We start from the raw sequence: 22,790 nt of genomic DNA, 5'->3' as shown, positions 1-22,790 counted from the left end.
TTGGGGTTAGTCGGTATTCATGGTCACTGGGCTTACGTTTTCTCTATTGCCAAACTGTCTCTACACAGGTTTTCTGTGTAGCACATACCGCCGCCCCTTTGTGTTGCTTTACATAAAGGAGGCCTTATGCCTTACCTTATTACACATGATCTGAGCGTGACACTGCCCGATGGGCGAGTCTTATTTGAGCCTGTCTCTATCACCTTTGAGCACGGCCCCATTGGCCTTGTGGGTGACAATGGCACCGGCAAATCACTACTCCTCGCGCTACTGGCGGGCCATACGTTGCCATCCGCGCAAGGAATTCATTATTCAGGCCATGTACAACACGATGGTGATATTGCTTACCTATCGCAACATATTACCGCGCCAAAGACACAAACATTGGCTGAAGTACTGGGCATTGCCGAACAGCTTCATGCGTTGGCGGCCATTCAAGCTGGAAGCATCGACCCAACGCATTACGAGCGCGTAAATGATGACTGGGATATCGCTGAACGCTATCAGGCAATACTGACCCAGTTGGGCATTGATGCCGCTTTATCAGCGCCTTTGCATGAGCTTAGCGGTGGCCAATTGACCTTGTTGAGTTTATATCGCGTCTTTCACTCCCAAGCGCATATCGTATTACTCGACGAACCGAGTAATCATCTTGACCGAACCGCACGACATAAGCTCGTAAGCTGGATCGAAAACTATCCTGGGTTAGTGATCACGGTGAGTCACGACCAACAGTTACTTCGCCATATGCGAACTATCTATGCATTAACACCACAAGGTATCGCAAAATACACGGGCAACTATGACGAGTTCGTTCGCGCGCAACAGCAAGAACAGGAGGCACTCATCGCGAAACGAACGCACCTCAATAAACAGCACAAACAGGTATTACGTCAACAGCAACAGAGTGCTGAGAAGGCACAGAAGCGCGAAGCAAAAGGCAAACAGTTACGTAAGAAATCTAGTCAGGCAAAGTTGATCTTAGATGGTCAAAAAGAAAGTGCGCAAGACGCTAAGTCTCGAGCGAAAACACAATTTTCTCAGCAACTTAAGCGTTACCAAAAGCAACTTGACGCGTTGGATACGCAGCTTCCGGAAAACAACCCAACGCTGTATATGCATCACTCAGAGCCAATGAAACGGCGACGGCTTATAAAAGCCACTCAGTGTCAGTTGCCATTCGGACACACTGAACCGCTTGATTGGTCTGTCTACGCGGGGGAGCATTGGCTACTAACAGGGCAAAATGGGGTAGGAAAATCCACATTACTGCGAACGTTAATGGGTCATCACGCGCCTGTCAGCGGCTCAATCGACGTTGTCGGTGACTGTGTGTATTTAGATCAACACTTCTCACTACTGGATCCTAAACAAACACTGCTATCTTGTTTGCGCCATCATAGCGACTTGTCAGAGTCGGATGCTCGAACCTGCCTTGCTAGCTTAGGGTTACGTGGCGACCGCGTTTATCAAACGGTTGATAGTTTAAGCGGTGGCGAGAAGATGAAAGTGGCGATGTTAGCGGTATCTCACCAACACGCCCAGCCACTGTTACTGTTGGATGAGCCGGACAATCACCTCGACATCTCAGCCAAACACGCACTGGTCGACGCGCTTAATCATTATCAAGGTGCCTATATATTGGTCAGCCATGACGATGCCTTTATTGATGCGCTGCATCTGACCCATCAATGGGAGCTTGGATATCATGCTGCCAGCAGCTTGCCAAGTGATCGATAAAGTGGCGCACGACAGGCTGTTGATAACTACGCGATAAATAGACCGCCCACAGTGCGCTGGGCGGTAAGCGATAATCAGTCAGCAAGGGTATCAATTCCCTTTGCTTCACATAGGGAAAGTGGCGCCCACCGTCGCCAACGTATCGGTGTGGCCTACTAATCCAAGCTCATTGCCCAGCGTGCTCACCCGCCAACCAAGGTTGCGTGAGTGAGACCGTCTGGGCATCAAAATCAATACAGGCTTGAGCCCCCAAAGGTATGGTTAACATCGGATGCGTATGGCAACTGTCAAAACCATCAACCACAGCGAGCGGCTGGCCATCGAGTATTTCTTCAAGAACGTCATAGGTTGAACGTCCCGTTCCTTTGTTATCAAAAAGCTCGTGTTTACCAAGTAACACCGCGCCTACCGTATCAAACACCCCAGCCAGTTTTAGGTGTGCGAGTGAGCGCTCAACCGTGGCAATATCCAACAAAGCGTCCTCAATCAGCAGAATATCGCCTGTTTCAATCGCTGGCATATAAGGCGTTCCCCAGATCCCATTCAGCGTATTGAGGTTGCCACCGATAATGCGCCCATTTACCTGACCCTTACCCATAAATTGCCATGCATTCTCATAGGTCGGTTTTGCCTCTGTCTGTTCGCCCCAATCAATCATGACATCCGTCCATTGGGCAGGCATCTTATAGGTCATCGGCAGCGTTACATTCTCAGTTGTTACGGCTCGAAACGCATCAAAGGTTTCATCAACCAGTGGCGGAAACTCCCCTAAAGACGCCACTAATGCTGGCCCATAAAACGTGATTAATCCCGTTTTGGCATAGATACCGAGCAGTAAAGCAGTGAGGTCCGAATAACCCACGATAATCTTAGGATCATCAGCCAAGGCGGCATAATCGATATAGGGAAGTAAAGCATTGCTGTTCATTCCACCAATCGTCGACATGATGCAGCGCACATTCGGATCACGGATCAGCTGGTTGAGCTCTTCCGCACGCGCCTTGATCGAGCCTGAGCGATAGTGATCCGATTGTCCGGTCAATACCCCCGCCTTAAGATCAAAGCCTTGTGCTTTGACATAATCCATCGCGCGTTCAAATCGTTGGGGCGCAAATACGGTGGCAGGAGATGATGGCGAGAAAAAGCCAACTGTCTCGCCTTTTTTAAGAGGAGGTGGCAGTAACATATTGTATTCCTTGATATTTAATCTCCCCACCATTAAATCATCTGGACAAGACAGTCACAATATTCGCCGATCAATCGCTGTGAGGCGTACTGATAGTCTGACATTTTTTTGGATATTGCTGTTGCAAATGCCAAGCGGTGGCCACGCCGACGATACCGCCCCCTACGACCACATAATCGTACGCCATTCGCTACGCCTTTCGTCACCCGTTAATCGGTCACGTCCAGAAAATAATACTGGCTAACGTCGCAAATAAAACCAAAAGATTCAAAAAGATGATGAGCGGCATGGTTGCTTTGATGGGTTTGTAGCAATAAGCAAGCGGCTTGGCGGGCACGAGCCTCCTTGAGAGCGTGCAAGATTAATGCCCGTGCGACACCTTGTCGCTGTGAATCCGGCTGCACGTACAAATCGTTAATAATTAAGCCACGGCGCGCCCTCGCGAGCGAATACAAAGGCGTTAGGTGGACAAATCCCACAGTGGAGGATTGGTAAGAAGCGGTCAATATACAAGTATCTTGCTCGCGCAACCGTTGCTCAGTAAACGCCCTTGTTTGACTGAGCGGCGGACGAATCGCAAGCCAGCGCTGGTATTGGTCAAATAGCACGGTGAGGGCATCTAGATCATTTAACTCCGCTTTCGCTATATGCAACATTCTTTCTCTACCGCAGCACTATGGTTACTTTTCAGTGTAAGCGCCATCACGACGTTCTGCTGCCAACACCTCAACAGACGAGCATAGAGAGCAAAATATATTTCTTCACACTACGTTGAAATCGCCCACAGTATCTGGGTTGATATGAACACCAACATAAAAAGTTATAGTGCATAAAGTAATATAAATAAGGCGGCTAAACGCCGCCTCAGTATATGCCGCCCCCTGCACGGATATAGGATCGTTTGGCTAGGTCCGTGTTGCGTCGTGTTCTGATTACGCCAATGAGCGGGTGCGATACCACTTCACGGTAACAGGCGCGAGCTCTTTTAACGCGTTACGCACCATGACAAATGGTACTTTGATGAAGTAGAACGACATCAATACCATCATCATAGGATCTGCATAAACCGCATAATCCGACCAAGGTGAATGCGCCACTAACCAAGCACCTAAAAAGCCCAAGGTGACTGCGAGACTTAATAAGGTGTCCATTTGCCACTGGCGCGATTCCGCCTCCACCAACTGGCTTTGCCCTGTTTGGTTTTTGCGTGCAATCATCCACCATCCGTAACCACAACCCACTACGTTGACAATACCAAACAGCACCGCCAATGACGGGTTAACCGCACGCCCACCCTCGACTAAGGACGAGACTGCTTCATACAGAGAATAACTTACCAGCAGCAAAATCACGGCGCCTTTAATGGCGACAACAAGCGGTGTCAGCAGCGCACGTGTGATCGGCCGTGCGTAACGCGAGTGGATATACCACGACGCGCCCAGTGACAACAAAGTTAACACTAGACTAATCAACGAGTAGATACCGTCGAACATAATCACTAAAGAGCCAGCAATCCATCCAACGGCAAGGCCGGCGATGGCAAACCCCAATGCGAGAAGGGCCGAAAACACTAATACTGACTTTTCATTGATCACGTTTTGAGAAGACATAAAACACCAAAAGTAGAAAACACGCACATATTCTTGGTGCTACTGCGCCGCTTTACAAACACGAACTTGCTGACATTTTCACCACCCTGCTAAGGGAAAAATGAAAGGCGTTTTATTTCAATAGCTTATTCATGAAACCAACTGTCAATATTTCTGACAGTGAGTGTTCTAAACAAATTTTAGTTATGAGATAGCGCTAAATCGCATTTTGCTTGCATATAACTTTTACGCATACTAAATCTAAATTTAGATTCTTTATGGACTAAAAAGATGAGAAAAGGCGTGTTACTCGCGGCAATTAGCTTGCAGCTTTTCCTCGCGATGACCAGCACAGGATGGTGGCAGTTTGGTGCGGCACTCAGTGCGTTTCTGTTGGTCGCGGTATTACGTTTGCCTCAGGACACGCCGCATGAGTGAACCTGAGGCAACGACGGAGGCTAGGCAGCTAGCAGCAGCCAAGCAAGCGATGTACAGGAGATAATCACCCACAGCGCGACACCAAACAATAAGGGTTTGGGGCCTGCCGTGCGTAGCTGGGTGACAGAAATACTGCAGCCGATTAAGAATAAACACACCACTAATACTTGCTTTGAGATGGCGAAAATCACCTCATAGATGGGTTGCGCTTGGACAAAGACATCACTGATACCAATCGCTAGACAATAAAAAACGATAAAGTAAGGAATCGTGATTTTTTTAGCGTGGCTGCGAAACATGAGTGCGCTAACAAACGCCACAGGCACAATCCATAATGCGCGCGCAAGTTTGAGGGTGGTCGCAGTGGTTAGTGCTTGCTCACCATAAGCGGACGCCGCGCCCACCACCGATGATGTATCATGAATCGCGATCGCCGCCCAGGTTCCAAACGTGTGCTGATCTAAGCCCAGCGCATGCCCAACCATGGGAAACACAAACAGCGCCAATGAATTCAACACAAACACCGTGCCTAACGCGAGTCCAATTTGTTTATCATCCGCGTTGATAGCGGGCGAGACAGCTGCGATTGCACTGCCGCCACAAATCGCAGTGCCTGAGGCAATCAGGTGACCAGTCTTTTTATCCAGCCCCATAAGTTTGCCCAGTAATGTGCCAAAAATCAGCGTGCCTGCAATGGTGGCAATAATCAGCCCTATCCCATCGCCTGTCACGGCGAGCGCCTCTTGCAGCGGGATACCAAACCCCAGACCCACAATCGAATAAGCCAGTAATTTTTTGGTGATTTTCGTGAGCGGAATTGCACTTGGCACCCAGCCTAGGGAGGTCAGCAAAAAACCCAATACCAATGCAATCGGCGAGCTCACCCAAGGGGTTAAACAGGCTAACACAGCCAATGAAAAAGGAAGATAACGCGTGTATGCAGTCATAAGGATGCTCGGTGAAATTCAGTGACGGCATTGTAGCGCTCAGTGATTGTTCAGAAAATCTTAAACTTTTTAACCTAGGTTAAGTTTTGCTTAACATGTATTGCAAGGCATTGAAAAACAATCATCGAGGCGCACATTTAGAAATCAAACAAGTAATTGGTAATGCTATCACTCAGCCATTGGATCCCAGGATGCTCGGCCATCCCTGAGGCGGTGAATAGGCAGTAGTCTTCTTGGGTTAAGCCATAGGTGTGTTTGATCACCGCTAAGCGCTGTTCTCGTAAGTATTGCCGGATCAGCGGCTCAGGCAACACGCCCCACGCTTCTTCTTGTAAGATGGTATTGAGCATATATTCAAAGCTCGAAAAGCCAATATAACGGCGTGAGAAAGGCTGCAGCTCGGGATTGTCTTTTTCATTGAGATAGACCATTACCGCTTGCATGGCATTACGCAGTTGATCATCACTGACCCGACGCAGTCGACTCAACGGGTGCTCGCTGTTGCACACCGACATCATGCGAATTTTACCCAACGGCTGATAGTTGATGCGCGGATCGTCAATGCGCTCGTAGTCCACGCCAAACGCAAAGTCGACTTGTTGGATTTCAACCAAATTGGCCAAATCACCGCTCGAGGCCAACACCAGGTTGAAGGACGTCGCCGTAAAGCGCTTGTTTAGCTGATGCGCCCAGTCCTGCCAAAGTGGATCGGGGATCGCATCATCACGTGCGATCCATACTTCGGCATTAAAGCCGGCATTCGCTTGCTCGCACGTACGACGAATGCGGGCCGCGGTGACCGATATACTCTCGAAATCTTTGTACACAGCTTTGCCGATTTCCGACAGTGTCAGACGGTTACCGGTGCGATCGAACAATTCGGCGTTGAGTGATTGTTCTAGCGCTTTAATCGCCATGCTCAACCGTGAACGATTCACATCCAGCTGACGTGCAGCTTCAGACACCGAGCCAGTCTCTGCGACTGCACAAAACGCATCAATTTGGGTTAGATTCATGCCGCCCTCCTCACGCTATCCTACCGGAGCGCGGCAAAGACACAAAGCGCTATTACCGCTTGTCAGCACCCTTGGACTATCGGCGATCATGCATTATTATTAGCGACTTATTGCATATCAGAGCACGCTAAGCTCTCTGTGCTTGAGGCTAGACAGAATAAGAATCGTTTATTTGTGATAGAAGATAGATAGGGATAATGAGAGTGCTATGGTGCCCCGGGCCGGACTTGAACCGGCACAGCGCGAACGCCGAGGGATTTTAAATCCCTTGTGTCTACCAATTCCACCACCAGGGCAACGCAGTTATGCGTGGTAGCACCATAGTCCGCAGACTGCGCTGCGAACGTGGGTGTACTTTAATGAAATTTAACCCGAGGTCAATAGCCCTTTTATTCTTTTTGATTCAGATGGTTGAAAAGCAGACAGACTCAACAACCTGACGTCGCATATAACAGCTTATGTCGGGTTATGGGCAAATTGGTGTTTCGCCACCTTTTTGAGGAACCCTAAGTCCACCATGGTCGACATGTAGCTATGCGGCTTGCGCGTGACTTGGTCTTGGATAAGCTGAATCATTCCGGCCTGACACCCTTGGTCGTGATAAGTATCAAGCACTTCGTGCAGCGTCTTTTTATGAATATCTTCAACCCAAAGCCCCGCTACATCGGCCCCCGCACCGAAATGCAGTAATGCGATTTCTGGATCGCATTGATGCGCTACACCTACCGAATTATGCAATGCGACCATTTCATGAATCAGATCGGCCTGCTCCGCCGACAATCCTTGTTCCAATGCAAACGCTTGTGCAGCGATGGCGCCTTCGACTTCGAAGGTGTCTTGTTGGGCAACATAGTCGGTCAAGCCAATATCATGTAAGATTGCGCCAACAAAAAAGACTTCTTTATCAACACCTTGTTTTATTTTGTGGTTCATCGCCAGACCAAACGCGTAGCTACGTAAGGAGTGGTTGACTAAAAATTCAGGGCTAAATTGTTTAACCAGTGCTAACGCCTGCTGACAGGCTTGGCTATCGGGGACAGTATAATGTGCCGGTGAAACATATGGCACGGCAGTACGCGTAATGGTCCGCTTCACTCTCTGCACTGCTCGGCTCATATCACTTTTGACAAATTGGCACACCATACAAGGCTTGGAGGGTCGAGGCTTAGTGCGTGTTAGCTTACGTGACATGACGTTTCCTGTGCTAGTGGGTGTTCCTGCTCGACCAACGGCACTGGCATGAACACACTATGTTAATGATTGCCTGACACTTTTGATGGCAGCAATCACAGTTGCATCCAAGTTATCACCATAGTCGTGTTTTTTGAAGCCAATGGCGACAGGGATCTGAGCCTCACTCAATTCTTTCGCAAGACGTTCAACCATCACCGCCATTTGCTCTTCGGTTTTATTGGCACAGAGCATGGTGTAGATATCTTCCCCTAATCGAGCGATATAGCCATCGTCATGTAAAACACCATTGAGAATGGACACAAACAGAGTGGTCATTGCGGTATCTTTCAAATGCGTTGACTGGTTGCTCTGAGAAACATCAATAGCCACCACATACACGGGCGTACCCACCGAACGGATATTGCTTTCTTCTTTTTCTAAATATAAAGACCAACCTAATCGATTAAGAAAACCGGTTTCATGATCTTTTAATTGTGAGGGTAAAAAACTCATTTGTTTTCGCGACAAGTCGATGTTTTGCAGCTCAAGCTGTAATAGCGTTGAGAGTAATTTTGAGACGAGTTCTATCGTTTCTAGACCGTCAGGCGGAATGCGATCAACCGGCTCAGTGTCTATCGCGCACAAGGTGCCAAATAAGTTACCATCCGAATAGCAAACAGGGATCCCAATATACGACTTAATATTCTCCGCTTGATAGATTGGCGCGTTCACATACGCGGGGACACTGTCAACGTCAGGCGCCCAGCGCGGTCCTTCACCCTGCACCATACGACTGCACATTGAATCGCTCCACGTGAGTGTAGTCAATTCATCAATACCGTATTTGCTCCCTTCTACCTGTAAGATGACCCATTGATCTTCATGCTTACGGGTCATCATCCACGTACCGTAGCCAAACTTTTTATTCAAATACTTGAGTGTATCGCGACTTGCTTTTTCAAAATGCTCAAAAGGAATTTGGTCTTGCGTGTTGATATGTATCACATCGCGCCTCTTACATTCATTGAATGATTTTTTCTTCCCGCAGATCGGTTTCGATTGCGGTCATCATTGCACTTATTTCGGTAAACACGGCTTTTACTTGTTCGATATCGTGACTGCTTTTTTCGATAACTCGGAATAACTCGCTCAAACGCATCGCCCCACTTGATGCAGATGCACCTTTTGCCCCATGTGCAATGGCTCTTATTTTTTCATCGTCGGCGCCGACAATGGCCTGCTCGAGCGCATTGACATCCGCCGACACGCCGTCCCAAAACATAGACAGTATAGCGCGCTTCATTTCTTGGTCTGAGCTGCCAATGACTTTCTCGAGCTGACGGTCATCGATGAGTGCTTCGGTATGAGAGACTTCTTCGCTGGTCTGAGTCAGCGTGGGCTCGCCCTCTCTTAACGCTCTTCCTCTAAGACGTAATGCCAACACGCGCTTGAGTGTCTCAAGCTCAACAGGTTTGGAAATATAATCATCCATCCCCGCTTGCAGGCAGTGATCCGCTTCTCCCACAAGTGCATTCGCGGTGATGGCAATAATTAAGGTACGCTCGCGATTTTCTTCTTCCTCTAGCCGCCTTATCTCAGCCGCTAATTCAAAACCATCCATTTCAGGCATATGACAGTCTGTTAAGAGCATCGCGTACTCCCCTTGATGCCATTTCTCAAGTGCTTCTTTGCCGTCTGATGTCATTTCAAATGAATAACCAAGCTGTTTTAGCTGCTTAGCGAGGACAAGCTGGTTAGTTGGCTGATCTTCAGCACATAAAATGGTGCCACACACTTGTGCATCTAACTGACTGCTATAGGCAAAGGCATTGCTATGTACGGCTTCATTCCAATCAACATCCGGGCTTTCAAGCCCGCACATCACTGCAGCGCCGAGCACAAACTCACTGGGTTTAAGGGGGTACCGATTTAACCGATACGGCCCTGGATGCCGATAAGCACCGTTTCCACCAAAATCATTCCCCAACAACAAGCACCGCATACCTTGATGTCTTTGCAAAATACTTGCATCTGTTGTCACCGCAATCATAGTATCCGGATTCCAGTTGGCCGGCACCGTCGCCTTTGCATCCAAAACCTCGCCAGGACATAAGCTTTCAAGTAATGCTAAACAGGTATTTTTGAGCGGCTCATGGTCGATAAATACAACGAAGGAAAACGCGGAAAACGGATAACGCCGGTTGGTTTCATGAGTTTTGACGCTGCTAGGCGCAGGTACTCGCACTATAAACTCACTGCCTTTACCAAACTCACTCTCAACCGCAATATCCCCACCCATCATATCGACAAATGACTTGGAAATACTCAATCCTAGGCCCGTTCCGCCGTATCGCCGAGTGGTGGAACTATCCGCTTGTGTAAAGGGTTTGAACAGTTTATCCATTTGCTCGTGCGTCATGCCGACGCCAGTATCTTGGATGCTCAATGTAAGCATCTGACTGTCATGACAATATGCTGTTTTGACAAAGACATGGCCTCCCTCTTTTTCTTTGCTGGTGAACTTAATGGCGTTCCCCAGTAAGTTAAGAAGAATTTGGCGTACTCGTACCGGGTCAACCAAGATAAAGTCAGGGGTAGCGTAGTCATGTGAGAAAAAGAGTTCGACGCCCTTTTGGTCAGCACTAATCCATAGTGCATCTAAGGTTTTCTCAATTAAGTCGAGCACGTTAACATCGGTCGGATCGAGCTCCATCTGTCCTGATTCGATTTTGGAAAAGTCGAGAATATCGTTGATTATTTCAAGTAAAGAGAACGAAGAATCTCGAATCGTCGACACCATTTTGGATTGCTCTGGCTCCAGAGGCGTTTCTTTTAATAAGTCCACCATGCCAATCACACCATTCATGGGCGTTCTAATTTCATGGCTCATAGTGGCTAAAAAGCGAGATTTTGCCTCGTTGGCTTTTCTCGCCATGACCGATTCTTTCTCTAGCTTGGCTTGTGTCTGTCGCTCATGTGTAATGTCTAAATTGATGCCAAAGAGCATTTCTCGTCCCGACTGCTCATCTTTCACCACATTGCCCGCGGCTTTAATCCAACTGACCCTCTGAGTCTGAGGGTGGATCACGCGAAACTCGGCATTAAAGACATTGCTATCGTTTAGTGCTGTTTCGACTTCTTTGATCGCATGTTGACGATCATCGGGGTGAAGGCATGCCTGCCAGACCTCGTAATTCACTGGCGCTTCAGGTGCAATCCCATATAGGCGATACATGTTAGCGTCCCACTTAAGCTCCCCCGTGGTAACATCCATTGACCAATTGCAAATCCCGCCTGCATCAGATGCTAGCTGCATACCGCGAAGCAACTCATCTCGCGCCCTTTTTGCTGAGAGCAGCTCGCCTTCTATCGCTTTGCGCTGACTAATATCTTCCAGCGCAGCAATGAAGTACTTGGTCGCACCATTTTCATCGAGCACTGTCGCGACCGATACCGTGGCCCACAGCACCTCCCCGTCTTGCTTAATATATTGTTTATCCATCGAAAACGATCGGTTCTCACCCGAGGCAAGTTGAGTGACGTGTTTGATACTTGCTGATAAGTGGTCTGGATGAGTGATGTCTTGATAGCTTAATTGCAACAGCGCTTCTTGGTTATATCCGAGCAATTCACTCATTCTGTCATTGACCTCAATAAAGTTTCCCTCTAGGTCAACACGACATATACCCACTGCCGCCTGATCAAAAGCAGTTCTATAGATGACTTCTCTTTCTTTTAGCGCATCTTGAAGACGTTGCTCTCGCTGCTTAACGTCCTCCTCTACGGTGATATCTTTAATCACACCGACAAACCCCTGGGTATCGCCAAACCAAGTTTCGCCAACGGATACCTCAATGGGGAATTCACGCCCGGATTTATGCAAACCCTGTAGTTTTCGTGGTGTGCCAATCAGCTTTTTACTCCCTGTTAACTGGTAATGACTTATAAATCCATCATGGTCAGCTTTATACTTATCTGGCATCAAAATAGAGACATTTTCTCCCACCAGCTCTTCACGGATTCGTCCAAATATAAGCTCCAATGAGCGGTTAACTTCAAGGATATTACCCCGCGTATCGATCACCACCATGCCATCAAGTGCAGTGTCAAACACCGTCCTCAAACGCCCTTCGGATTCTTGTAAGTCTTGCGTTCGGCGCTGTATTTCTTGTTCGAGTTTAAGTTTCGCCTCATCTTCTGCCTGTTTGAGGTCGGTAATGTCCGACTGCATCCCAATATAATGGGTTAACGAGCCCACTTCATCAAAGATGGGATCGAGGCGTAGATTATTATAAAAAAGCGTGCCGTCTTTTTTATAATTGCGCACGACGACGGAGCAAGATAAGGCATTTTTAAGGGCATAGCGGAGGCGATCAAACTCTGGCTGATCACGATCATCGGCCTGCAAAAAACGACAGTTTTTGCCCACCACTTCTTTCGAGCTATACCCTGTTAAGGTCTCAAACGCTTTATTGGCATAAATAATGGGGTAATCTGCAAGCCTAACATCAGAGACAATGATGCCTGTTGCCGTCGCTTCGATAGCGCGACTTTGAATATCCAACTGGAAGCGCTGCTCTTCCGTTTCTCTGATTAAGCTTTCTCGCTCGCTCACCATATCACGCAGTTTGAGCAGTTCACTGGCCATGACCCCAACTTCATCGCCTCGGTCTCGCTGCGGTAGGGAAAAGTTATGCTCGCCCCGCGCCAATTTTCGCACCGCGGTACTCAGCTGCCCTAAAGGTTTGAAAACTTGTCGTGATACATAAAAGGCCAGCAGTACAATCAACGACAGCAGCGTGGCAGTCATGATAAACGAATTTTTATACAGATTATTGGGGGCAAGCAGCGCTTCTCCAACTTCGACGCGGATCATCGCTGACCAACCCAGTCCTGGGTAATCATACGCACCTTCGGTATGAGCAAACCCCGTGACCTGATCCACTTGTTTTCGATAGTGTGTTGAGATGTTTGACCCCGTTAATCCAGCGACGGCTAATCTCGCCCCTTCGACACCATTCGTCGCCAAGTTTAATTTACCCAGAACTTGAAAGTCCCTTTGATACGTTGATTCATTTTGCCCTACAGGATCATAATCAACGATAATACGGCCCTGGCGGTCTAAGAGGGTTAATTCCGCACTGACGAGCCCGCGTTTGGCGAGTAAGTCGTAGCTTTCGGCCACAATGGATTCGACCGTAGAAAAATCGACCACATTGACCCATATACCGACAGGCCGATTCGCGGTATTACGGATCACAGACGCAAAAATCATGTCGTAAGAGGAAGCATTGGATCCGAAAATAAAACGCTCTGGCCCGGTTACATACGTACTATTCGGTTGTTCGGGGGCGAGGGTTTGGCCGTTAAGGATCTCATTAAACCAAACACTGTTCATAATTTGTGCTTTGGAAAGGTCAAGAGGCGCGAGCGATTTACCATGCTTATTTTGATTATTTATCGCCAGTAATTCGCCCTCCATACTTACTATCGCAATGCGACGGTAGACTTTGTAATTAGCGATTAACTCGTTAAGGTTTCTTACCGTATTGTCATTTACTTGGCGGTTACTAAGACTATCTGATTCAATACTTCCTAAAGACAAAGGAAACGCGCGTGCATCGTGATACCTTTCAAAAAGATTCCTTTCAATCAATCGAATCAGTAGTGCTGCTTCTCGCTCTATGTTAGTTAATGTGCTTTCTTGAAGCAGTTCGCGGCCTTTCCAAGAGACCACAGTAACGGATGCCAGCATTAAACCGCCCAGCATCAGCAAAATAATAGGTAGCTTCACAGAAAACTTCATTCACGATTCCCACCCTGAATACTGGCTGCACGCCAATCAAATACACTCAGTGGCTCTGGTTTGGCGTAAAAGTAGCCTTGCCCAATGTCACATCCCAGTGCTTTAACAAAGTCACACACCTCTTGATTCTCGATCCCCTCCGCCACCACGTTTACCCCGATTGCTTTTGCGAGTTGAATACTTTGTTCAACCACAGCCGCAGATTTTGTATTCGATAAACAATCAAGCACAAAGCGCTTGTCAACTTTGAGCTCATCAAAAGGAATCGAATGCAGTTGGGCAATGGACGAGTAACCCGTGCCAAAATCATCAATAGACAATTTAAACTTCATCATTTTTAAGCGCAGCATTTGGGTGTCAATGGTCGCCTGATCAGTGGTAAAAGCCGTCTCTGTTAGCTCGCAGATCACTTGTTCTGGACGCAATTGATATTGGGCGGTTGTTGCTTGTAACCACTGTGGAAAATTTGCCGCCTCCAACACTTTGGCGGATATATTGAAGGCAAATGATAAATTGCCGATATCTTTTCCATACTGATTGATATCGCTGTAAGCACATTCAATGACGCGTTTGGTGAGGTCAGTGATGCTCTCAAGATGTTTTTCTGCGGTGGGGATAAACTGGTCGGGAAAAACCATGCTATCATCAGGTTTAAATAGGCGAGCCAAGACCTCAAACCCCTTGAGGCGACCAGAGGACAAGGAAATTTGCGGCTGGAAAAACGCGCTTAGCCCTCCTTTATCTATGTATCCTTTGAGTAACTTGGCAGTGAGCGGCGGTAGTGAGTGCGGCGCGTGGTTAGCCTCTATGTCTAGTTCACGCTCACTGGCGCTCAGCAGTCGTTTCACTGTTGCAAATGAAAGCGGTTTGGCCACACATTCGATGATATTCAGTTGATAAAGACGCGCCAAATTGGCGGTTGAGGCCAGCACTTCCTCCTCCTCGCCACTCATTAATATTATGGCGCCTGGGTAGGCTTGCGCATCCAAAAACTTGAGTACCTCAAACCCATCTTCGACCGGCATATTGAGATCGCAGAACACGCACCGGATCGCATGTGAGCTCAGGATTTTTCTCGCTTCCCGACCATTTTCGGCCTGATAAATTCTAGTGAAACCAAGGTTTTGAAGACATAGCGCCAGTGTGTGCCGAACCACTTGCTGATCATCAACAACTAATATTCCCTGTTGGAAGTCACTCACTCACGGCCCCTCTTCGCCCTTTAGAAAAGCAAACGCCTCAAGGTTTACCACCTCGTGCCTACTTTAGTACTATAGACCAACCATAACGGGTGCACTTGAGTGACAATCGACCTATACGACTAAAGTCTAGTGACGTGTGAAAAAGGGTAAGAGAAGGACGTTGAGCGTATATTCACTCGCCGATGTCGTTGAGAACCGCTTTCACGAACGGTGCTTTATGTTTTACGTAGCTGTCTTGTTCGTGAACGCCTGCTTTTAAAATGTTGCGCTTTTTTTCTTCGTACTCGGCGCGCACATCAGGGTTATCGAGCAAATACTGTTTGTATGCAATTTGACGATGATGTTCATCACTGTCTTTTTCAATCACGTGAGCATGAATCAAAAACCGCTCACCTTGATAGGTTACGGAGGCGTCTTTACGAGGGCGGTGTTCGGGAAACGGCTGCTTACTATGTTGATCTTGAAAGCCTAGCGCGTAAAGATGGGTAATTGCGTTTTCTCGCTCTCCTGAGAAATAAAGAATAGATAAATCAATGATCCCTTTGCCACCGACTTTGGCTGATGTTGAACCAAAATGCAGTACCTCAATACGAGGTGTCGAGATATGGTCAGACAAGGCTTGGGCAACGTCTAAGTAAATAGGACGCCAAGGAGAGAAACTGGCGTCAACTAATTGGTAGGGCTCGAGTGTGATCATGTGGCACCTAAGGTAAAAAAGGAATGCTGGTAAACACGAGTGAGTCGGCATGAGCGACACATTGACTCAAGTTCATTGACTCAAGTTAGTTGACTATCGTACCAGCAGTTCCCATGCAAACAAATCACACCACCTTACTAGACGCCTTCCGCAAGCTTAGGGTTAGAACCGTATTGATTGCTATTTTGATCCCCTTCCAATGCACAAAGCACCAGCAGCGCAATCATCCCGATAATAGGAATGAATGAAATCAGCAGCCACCATGCAGAACGTCCCGTGTCATGCAAACGCCTTGATGTAACGGCTAAGGTTGGCAGTAGTACCGCCAATGAGTACACAATGCTCAGCAACACCAGCCCCGTCGCTTCAGCGACAATGTTTAGCGCCAAGGAGATGCAAAAGTTAACCAGAAAGAACATCCAATACTCTCGACGATGGGCGCGCCCTGAAAAAGTGACATAATTGCGCAGCACTTTTAAATACCATTCCATACGTAACCCTATTTTTAGTTGAAAGAAGTGTTCGCACGTATCATAGAACGGACTATCGAGTCAGTACTATTTCAGTGATAAGACATCCGACCGCTTTATCATCAGCTTGAGAAGCTTATCACTGATTCGCCACGTAATAGAAAGTTAACGGCAGCTAGCTTTGCAAACCCGCGGTATGCATCAAAAGCTTAAATAGCCAAGAAATAACCCCCAGTGCCGCCACACTGGCTATCCAGATCACGATTAACCAGAGCCAGCGCTGCCAAGCAGGTTTTGTCATATCAGCCATTAGTGGTACGCCTCATCCGGATTTACCTTGCCACTAAAGACGCGGTAGCTCCAATAGGTGTACATCAAAATAACTGGAATGATAAACACCGCGCCAACCAGCATAAATTGCAAGCTTTGTTGTGGTGAGGCAGCCTGCCAAATCGTGATCTTGGGTGGAATGATATGCGGCCAAATGCTGATGCCGAGGCCAATAAATCCGAGCAAAGTGACACACAACGCCATGATAAATGGACGGTGATGAGCGTGATCAGGACGGGTACGCCAAAGGCGTAGCAAACAAAAAACCGTCAATAAAGGAACCGGAGAGAGCATTAGCAAATTTGGCAAACTAAACCAACGGTCGGCAATCCCCGGATAGGCGAGTGGTGTCCAAACACTGACTATCGCGATACTTACCGCCATCAACACGACGAGTCGACGACTAAGGTGGTACATACGCATTTGCAACGCATGCTCCGTTTTCATGATCAGCCAAGTAGCACCCAGTAAACCGTACGCAATGATCAAGCCTATCCCGCAGAAGATAGGAAACGGTGCCAACCAATCGAGTCCACCGCCGGCAAAAGCGCGTCCCTCGACAGGAAAGCCTTCAATCACCGCGCCTACAGTCACCCCTTGGAAAAAGGTGGCAAAAATCGACCCCGCCATAAAAGCGGTATCCCAAAAGCCATGATGGCCGGGTAACGCCTTGAACCGGAACTCAAACGCCACGCCGCGAAAAATAAGCGCTACCAACATCAAGGTGAGAGGGATCGTTAACGCATCGACAATCACGGCATACGCCAAGGGAAAAGCACCAAATAATGCCGCCCCACCAAGGACCAACCAGGTTTCATTGCCATCCCAGACTGGAGCGACACTGTTAACCATCAAGTCGCGCTCTTCGCGTTGAGTGACAAACGGCATCAGAATACCGATCCCTAAATCAAATCCGTCCATCACGATATACATTAAGGTGGCAAACACGATGATGCCAAACCAAATCATTGCTAAATCCATGTTTCCCCCTTACACACGACCAGAGACAGTTAACGGTTCATGCGGCGTGTTATCGTGCTGATCCGGCCCTAATTTAATTTGATGGATCATATAGATGTACCCCAACCCAAAGACCAAGCCGTACACCACAAAGAAACTGATCAAGCTAATACTCATGTGCAAGTCACCGTGCGCAGACACCGCATCTTGGGTGCGTAAAAGGCCATGCACCACCCAAGGCTGACGCCCTACCTCAGTGGTTACCCAGCCAGCAAGAATCACGACCAAACCTGCGGGTCCCATATAGAAAGCAAAACGAAGCAAACCTTGATGTTCATAAAGGCGACCTTTATAACGCTGCCACGCTCCCACTAGCCCAAGTGTGATCATCAATAGTCCTAAGCCCACCATCAGGCGAAACGCCCAGAAAACCACGGGCGAATTAGGTCGATCCTCAGCAGGAAATTCGTTTAGCGCAGGGATTTGCTCGGTCAAACTGTGTTTTAAGATCAGGCTACCCAAATAGGGAATTTCTACTTTGTAGCGGGTGGTTTCCGCCTCCATATCTGGTAAGCCAAACAAAATGAGCGGTGTGGGCTCGCCATGACTGTTATCCCAATGCCCTTCCATCGCTGCTATTTTGGCAGGTTGATACTCCAAGGTGTTCAAGCCATGCAAATCACCAATAAAAGCCTGAATAGGCGCGGTGAATAACAGCATCCACATCGACATCGAAAACATCCGCTTCACCGCTGGGCTGCGCAGCCCTTTAAGCAGGTGCCACGCCGCCGATGCACCAACAAATAAGGCACTGGATAAAAACGCCGCGACCACCATATGCGCCAAGCGATAAGGGAAAGAGGGATTAAAGACCACCGCGAACCAATCCACAGGCACCACTTGACCATTAACCACTTCATGCCCTTGTGGCGTGTGCATCCAACTGTTGGAGGCTAAAATCCAGAAGGCAGAGATCACCGTCCCCAGCGCCACCATGGACGTAGCGAAAAAGTGCAAGCGATCACCGACACGTTGCCAACCAAACAGCATGACGCCGAGAAAGCCGGCTTCTAAAAAGAACGCCGTAAGTACCTCATAAGTCAGCAGTGGGCCAGTGATACTGCCCGCAAACTCGGAAAAGCCACTCCAGTTGGTGCCGAATTGGTATGCCATCACCAACCCAGACACCACGCCCATCCCGAAGTTGACCGCGAAAATTTTCGACCAGAAAAGATAAAGGGTTTTGTACTCCTGCTCGCGAGTTTTAAGCCATAGCCCCTCAAGCACGGCAAGGTAGCAGGCAAGGCCGATAGTAATTGCAGGAAAGATAATGTGAAAAGAAACCGTAAACGCGAATTGAATACGGGCCAACATAAAGGCATCAAGACCAAACATACGTGAAGTCCACTTTAGTAATTAGACCAACGCGCATGGTAGAAGCCCATTATTAATGTGCCCATATACAGACGGTTCAGATTAACCTATAACAGCCTGCTGACTACCGTGTTATAGTCTGAGCGGCCCAATAGACTGAAGGGGGTAAAGGTGTCTAAATATCAGAATCTTAGTGAACAGATTAAACAGCAGATTCAAGCTGGCATTTGGCACGTGGGAGAAAAGCTTCCCTCGCTGAGAAAACAGGCCGCCTATTCAGGTCTGAGCATGATGACAGTGCTCCAAGCCTATCAACAGCTAGAAAGCCAAGGGTGGATAGTTTCACAGCCCCGTTCAGGCTATCGTGTCGCTCCTCATGCCGCACTTAGCCAAAACCGAACGGATACAGCCCTCCACCCTGCTGAATCGGTCGATATTAATGACTATATTTTCGATGTCCTGCAAGCCAGTCGCTCTCCCGGCATGGCAAGCTATGGGCATGCCTATGTCGATCCCTTGCTCGCCCCTCGCCATCAAGTAAATCGCTCGCTCACCACTGCCGTGCGCTTTATGTCGATTCATAGCGTGGTCGATAATCTCCCGCCGGGTAATGCGCAACTGAGACACCTGATTGCCCAACGCTATGCAGCGCAGGGCATGCAAATCTCACCCGATGAGATAGTAATCACAGCAGGCGGATTGGATGCGTTAAATCTTAGCTTGCGTGCGGTCACGCAACCTGGCGATTGGGTCGCAGTCGAAAGCCCCGCGTTTTACGGCGCGTTGCAAGCCCTTGAAAATCGCGGACTCAAAGCGATGGTAATCCGAACACATCCTACAGAGGGGATTGACATCGATGCACTTGAACGCGCCTTGCAAACACACCCAATTCGCGCTTGCTGGTTGATGAGCAATCATCAAAATCCGTTGGGGTACTCACTGTCAGATGAAAAGAAGGCGCGTCTTGCCGAACTCGTCAAGCGCTATCAGGTGTACTTAATCGAGGACGATGTCTATGGCGAACTCTATGATGGGGAACACAAACCGAAGCCCATTAAAGCGTTTGATAACAGCGGCCATGTTTTGCACTGCTCGTCTTTTTCAAAAACCTTGGCCGATGCGTTTCGCCTCGGTTGGGTAGCCGCTGGCGATCAAGCCCAGAAACTACAAAAGCTGCAGCTAATGAGCACGGTGACCACCAGCGTCCCCATTCAACTTGCTGTAGCCCACTACCTGCATAACCGAAACTATGAACATCACTTAAAGCAGCTTCGCCACACGCTTGCCGAGCGAAAGCGAGCGACGTGTCAGTTCCTTGTCGATCACTTGCCCCAAGCTGTGGAAGTCGTTAACAGCCCAGGCGGATACTTTTTATGGATAATCTTGCCCAAAGGCAGTGATACTACTGCCCTATACCACCTTGCGCTCAAACATCATATCAGTATCGCACCAGGGAACATGTTTGCGACACACGCACAGTTTGCCCATTGCTTTCGACTCAATGCCTCTTACCCACTCGATCATGCTCACCAAAATGCGCTGGCCACCTTATGTGATTTGATTGCACAGCACATTCAAGCCTTGGTAAGGCACTAAGATTGGTTGAGTAACCAAGTAAGGATGGCTTTCCGCGAGGTAGGGGTCGCCTGCTGATACCAATAACCCATCATCTGCAAAGCCTGACTTTGAGTGGTCGGCAGTACACCGCTTCCGTCACGATGCGCAAACGCCCAATCCGCAAAAGCGCTGCGTTCAGAGTCAGTCGCTTGCTGATACCAGTAGTTCACCATTTCTTCTGGTTTCTCTTTTGTGTCTTTCACTGAGATTGGCTGACTCGCGGATACAGCGGACTGGCTTTGTTGCCCTAAAACACGCGACGCCTCATCATTGGCCGCCATAAAGTAAGCGTTGGGAATCGACAATTGCACCCGATTTCCGCCCCCAGCACTATTGAAGGTATAGGTAACCTGTGGTTCAGACCAATTGTTGGCAATGTCTGGGGAGAACGGAAATGATACATATTGCGTCGTCACACAGTGCTCCGTGCACGTTTCTGACGTTACTTGAGTATTTTCAAGCGGCAGCGTCTCACCATTGATGGTGACGGTTTCATACTCTTGATAATTCTTAAAATACGAGATTTCAGTCATCAATTTGGAAGGAGCCACGTCGGGGCCTGCTGACTTATCAACGGGATAATTCGCCACATAATTCGCACTTGCTTTAACGACATTCGCCCCAGACAAGACCTGAATGTCTGGCGTGATCGATTTCGTCACCACCTGCACATAGTGGCGACGCTCTTTCACTGAACTCGCAACATCATCAAACTGACTCGACGAATCAAAGCTAGTACAACCGACAATAAGTAGACAACTCGATGCGGTCACAAGACGGAAAGTTGCTTTCATACAGCCCCCTTACAGGAAGTTAAAAAAACCGGCCATCCTGGCCGGCAAAAAAGAATAGAAAGGCAAAGTGTTACTGTTAAAAGTTATATTCAATACCTAGACGGGCAAACGCTTTTTTGTCCTCTAGATTGCCCGCATCGTGCTGGCCAATACGAAGATAAGGCAAGAAACCATTCTTCGAGTACATTAGCTGACCGGCAATCACTGAATCACTATCATCGACATCGGCATTGTTGTCTAAATCAGAATCGCCATTTGCAGCATAACCTAAGCGGTAACCCCACGGACCATTCCAGTACTCACCAACCACTGAGATTTGATCTTGCTCTGCCTCAGTCCCCTTGTTAGCTCCCGCGGTGTTGTACACGCCATCATTATATTTGTAAGCGGCAGACACCTTAAAGCCACCTGGAAGTGGAATTTCAACCCCAGCTAAATACGCCTTGGTATCAATATCACCCTCATAATTAGAGTTATATTCGTACCCACCATGGAGGGTAAATGCATCCGCTAACGTATAGTGTGCTGCGGCCCCAAAGTGATTTGAGCCTTTGACATCTTTATCGCCACGTCCCACTGACACGTCAAAACTAAAACCATTTAAATCGGGAGAGTCATAACGCGCAATATCGCCTTTACGATCATAATGCGACTTCGTGTCCGCCCCCCAGTCAAAAACGCGGCCTAACCCTGGGTTAGAATAGGGCCAATCGACCACTTCATACATTGGTGTCAACATACGACCAAAACGCACTTGGCCCCAGTCTCCTTTCATACCAATGAAAGTATCACGATTACCCAATGTCGCGCCTGTTCCATCTTCACCGACATACCCTGACTCAATTTGCATGAAGATATAAACGTCGTCATTAAACGCCTTACCGGCTCGAACCCCGACGCGAGACTCATTTTCATAGTCGTAACCGTTACCATCTTCTTGGTTGAAGGCTGAAATAGCCGCAACACCATAAAGGTCAACATTGTAGTCAGTTAAAACACCAACCACACCTTCGTGGTCGGCGGCCATTGCGCCAGTTGATCCTAATGCAACCACTGCACTAATAAGCGAACGCTTAAAAATCTTATTCATGAAAGACTCCTGCTATCTGCAAGATACGGGCTTTGCCTCGTTGATTTATTAAGTTTTATCGAGTGCAAAACCGATTTGAAAGCTGAGAAACGTATTTCAGCTTTCCCCCGCTGCTTACACATTTCGTGTAACCACACCTTCAGACTAATTACGCAAAGAAAAATATCAATCACGACTTAATTTTTAATACGAATAATATGAACTAGAGCATGTTTTTGACCGTTTTATGACATAGATCTTATCCGCCAAAAAAACAAAAACCCTTAAAAACAATACTTTAAATAAAAACCCCAAAGTCACAGTCCCCGCAGGCAAGTACTTTCATGCAAATAATATGAAATGAATATCATAAAACATGGAT

The 22,790-nt window shown here is 48.0% G+C and carries 18 protein-coding genes, 1 tRNA gene and 2 pseudogenes; 3 read left to right on the top strand and 18 right to left on the bottom strand.

The genetic code is table 11. The features are described from left to right. Positions 1-126: 126 nt before the first annotated feature. A complete protein-coding gene (locus tag BZG72_RS15330; RefSeq protein WP_077667214.1) occupies positions 127-1,740 on the top strand; it encodes an ABC-F family ATP-binding cassette domain-containing protein in 1,614 nt (537 codons plus the stop codon). A gap of 166 nt (positions 1,741-1,906) precedes the next feature. Here BZG72_RS15330 and BZG72_RS15325 read toward each other — a convergent pair whose 3' ends face one another. From BZG72_RS15325 to BZG72_RS15315, 4 genes and pseudogenes are all read right to left on the bottom strand, one after another. Next, on the bottom strand, positions 1,907-2,926 hold the full coding sequence (locus tag BZG72_RS15325; protein ID WP_077667213.1) for a S66 family peptidase: 1,020 nt from the start codon (positions 2,924-2,926) through the stop codon (positions 1,907-1,909). Positions 2,927-3,029: 103 nt separating this feature from the next. After that, positions 3,030-3,113, bottom strand: a pseudogene (locus BZG72_RS16165) (FAD-dependent oxidoreductase); the annotation flags it as partial. A 22-nt stretch (positions 3,114-3,135) separates the two neighbouring features. Next, a complete protein-coding gene (locus BZG72_RS15320; RefSeq protein ID WP_077667212.1) occupies positions 3,136-3,582 on the bottom strand; it encodes a GNAT family N-acetyltransferase in 447 nt (148 codons plus the stop codon). A gap of 321 nt (positions 3,583-3,903) precedes the next feature. Further along, positions 3,904-4,536, bottom strand: a pseudogene (locus tag BZG72_RS15315) (cation transporter); the annotation flags it as partial. A 270-nt stretch (positions 4,537-4,806) separates the two neighbouring features. On the opposite strand from BZG72_RS15315, the gene BZG72_RS16270 reads away from it, so the two are divergent. Then, on the top strand, positions 4,807-4,953 hold the full coding sequence (locus tag BZG72_RS16270) for a hypothetical protein (RefSeq protein WP_157891195.1): 147 nt from the start codon (positions 4,807-4,809) through the stop codon (positions 4,951-4,953). Positions 4,954-4,973: 20 nt separating this feature from the next. On the opposite strand, the gene BZG72_RS15310 is transcribed toward BZG72_RS16270, so the two are convergent. The 12 genes from BZG72_RS15310 to BZG72_RS15255 all read right to left on the bottom strand — a co-directional run bounded on the left by BZG72_RS15310 (position 4,974) and on the right by BZG72_RS15255 (position 18,949). Next, on the bottom strand, positions 4,974-5,900 hold the full coding sequence (locus tag BZG72_RS15310; protein WP_077481661.1) for a YeiH family protein: 927 nt from the start codon (positions 5,898-5,900) through the stop codon (positions 4,974-4,976). A 137-nt stretch (positions 5,901-6,037) separates the two neighbouring features. Beyond that, the gene (locus BZG72_RS15305) at positions 6,038-6,916 is read right to left on the bottom strand and encodes a LysR family transcriptional regulator (RefSeq protein WP_077667210.1); all 879 of its coding nucleotides are present in this window, start codon (positions 6,914-6,916) and stop codon (positions 6,038-6,040) included. A 209-nt stretch (positions 6,917-7,125) separates the two neighbouring features. Continuing rightward, positions 7,126-7,212 (bottom strand) — tRNA-Leu (locus BZG72_RS15300). 160 nt (positions 7,213-7,372) lie between these two features. Then, a complete protein-coding gene (locus tag BZG72_RS15295) occupies positions 7,373-8,107 on the bottom strand; it encodes an HD domain-containing protein (protein WP_198930078.1) in 735 nt (244 codons plus the stop codon). 57 nt (positions 8,108-8,164) lie between these two features. Further along, positions 8,165-9,094 (bottom strand): GAF domain-containing protein, encoded by a 930-nt coding sequence (locus BZG72_RS15290; protein WP_077667209.1) that lies wholly within the window; start codon positions 9,092-9,094, stop codon positions 8,165-8,167. A gap of 16 nt (positions 9,095-9,110) precedes the next feature. Continuing rightward, positions 9,111-13,895, bottom strand: coding sequence for a PAS domain S-box protein (locus BZG72_RS15285; RefSeq protein ID WP_077667208.1), 4,785 nt, complete (start codon positions 13,893-13,895; stop codon positions 9,111-9,113). Then, positions 13,892-15,097 (bottom strand): EAL domain-containing response regulator, encoded by a 1,206-nt coding sequence (locus BZG72_RS15280; protein ID WP_241832564.1) that lies wholly within the window; start codon positions 15,095-15,097, stop codon positions 13,892-13,894. The genes BZG72_RS15285 and BZG72_RS15280 overlap by 4 nt, the downstream gene beginning before the upstream one ends. A gap of 172 nt (positions 15,098-15,269) precedes the next feature. Beyond that, positions 15,270-15,794 carry a GrpB family protein gene (locus BZG72_RS15275; RefSeq protein WP_046073415.1) on the bottom strand — a complete coding sequence of 175 codons (525 nt, stop codon included), beginning with the start codon at positions 15,792-15,794 and terminating at the stop codon, positions 15,270-15,272. A gap of 137 nt (positions 15,795-15,931) precedes the next feature. Beyond that, entirely contained in the window at positions 15,932-16,285 is a 354-nt protein-coding gene (locus BZG72_RS15270; protein ID WP_077577942.1) for a DUF805 domain-containing protein, read from the bottom strand. Positions 16,286-16,439: 154 nt separating this feature from the next. After that, positions 16,440-16,574 carry a DUF2474 domain-containing protein gene (locus BZG72_RS15265; protein ID WP_077667207.1) on the bottom strand — a complete coding sequence of 45 codons (135 nt, stop codon included), beginning with the start codon at positions 16,572-16,574 and terminating at the stop codon, positions 16,440-16,442. Next, positions 16,574-17,575: a cytochrome d ubiquinol oxidase subunit II gene (gene cydB / locus BZG72_RS15260; RefSeq protein ID WP_077667206.1), complete on the bottom strand. Its 1,002-nt coding sequence runs from the start codon at positions 17,573-17,575 to the stop codon at positions 16,574-16,576. Before cydB ends, BZG72_RS15265 begins: the two co-directional genes overlap by 1 nt. A gap of 9 nt (positions 17,576-17,584) precedes the next feature. Next, positions 17,585-18,949 carry a cytochrome ubiquinol oxidase subunit I gene (locus BZG72_RS15255; RefSeq protein WP_077667205.1) on the bottom strand — a complete coding sequence of 455 codons (1,365 nt, stop codon included), beginning with the start codon at positions 18,947-18,949 and terminating at the stop codon, positions 17,585-17,587. Positions 18,950-19,099: 150 nt separating this feature from the next. On the opposite strand from BZG72_RS15255, the gene BZG72_RS15250 reads away from it, so the two are divergent. Further along, positions 19,100-20,524 (top strand): aminotransferase-like domain-containing protein, encoded by a 1,425-nt coding sequence (locus BZG72_RS15250; RefSeq protein ID WP_077667204.1) that lies wholly within the window; start codon positions 19,100-19,102, stop codon positions 20,522-20,524. Here BZG72_RS15250 and BZG72_RS15245 read toward each other — a convergent pair. Then, a complete protein-coding gene (locus tag BZG72_RS15245) occupies positions 20,521-21,339 on the bottom strand; it encodes a DUF2057 family protein (RefSeq protein WP_077667203.1) in 819 nt (272 codons plus the stop codon). The genes BZG72_RS15250 and BZG72_RS15245 overlap by 4 nt on opposite strands. A 76-nt stretch (positions 21,340-21,415) precedes the next feature. Further along, positions 21,416-22,429 (bottom strand): porin, encoded by a 1,014-nt coding sequence (locus BZG72_RS15240; protein WP_077577948.1) that lies wholly within the window; start codon positions 22,427-22,429, stop codon positions 21,416-21,418. Positions 22,430-22,790: the final 361 nt, after the last annotated feature.

It is taken from the genome of Salinivibrio sp. PR6, from assembly GCF_001995955.1.
GTDB classification, from domain to species: Bacteria; Pseudomonadota; Gammaproteobacteria; order Enterobacterales; family Vibrionaceae; genus Salinivibrio; species Salinivibrio siamensis.
Note: the sequence above shows the minus strand (reverse complement) of the source record. Positions and strands in the feature narration are given on the sequence as shown.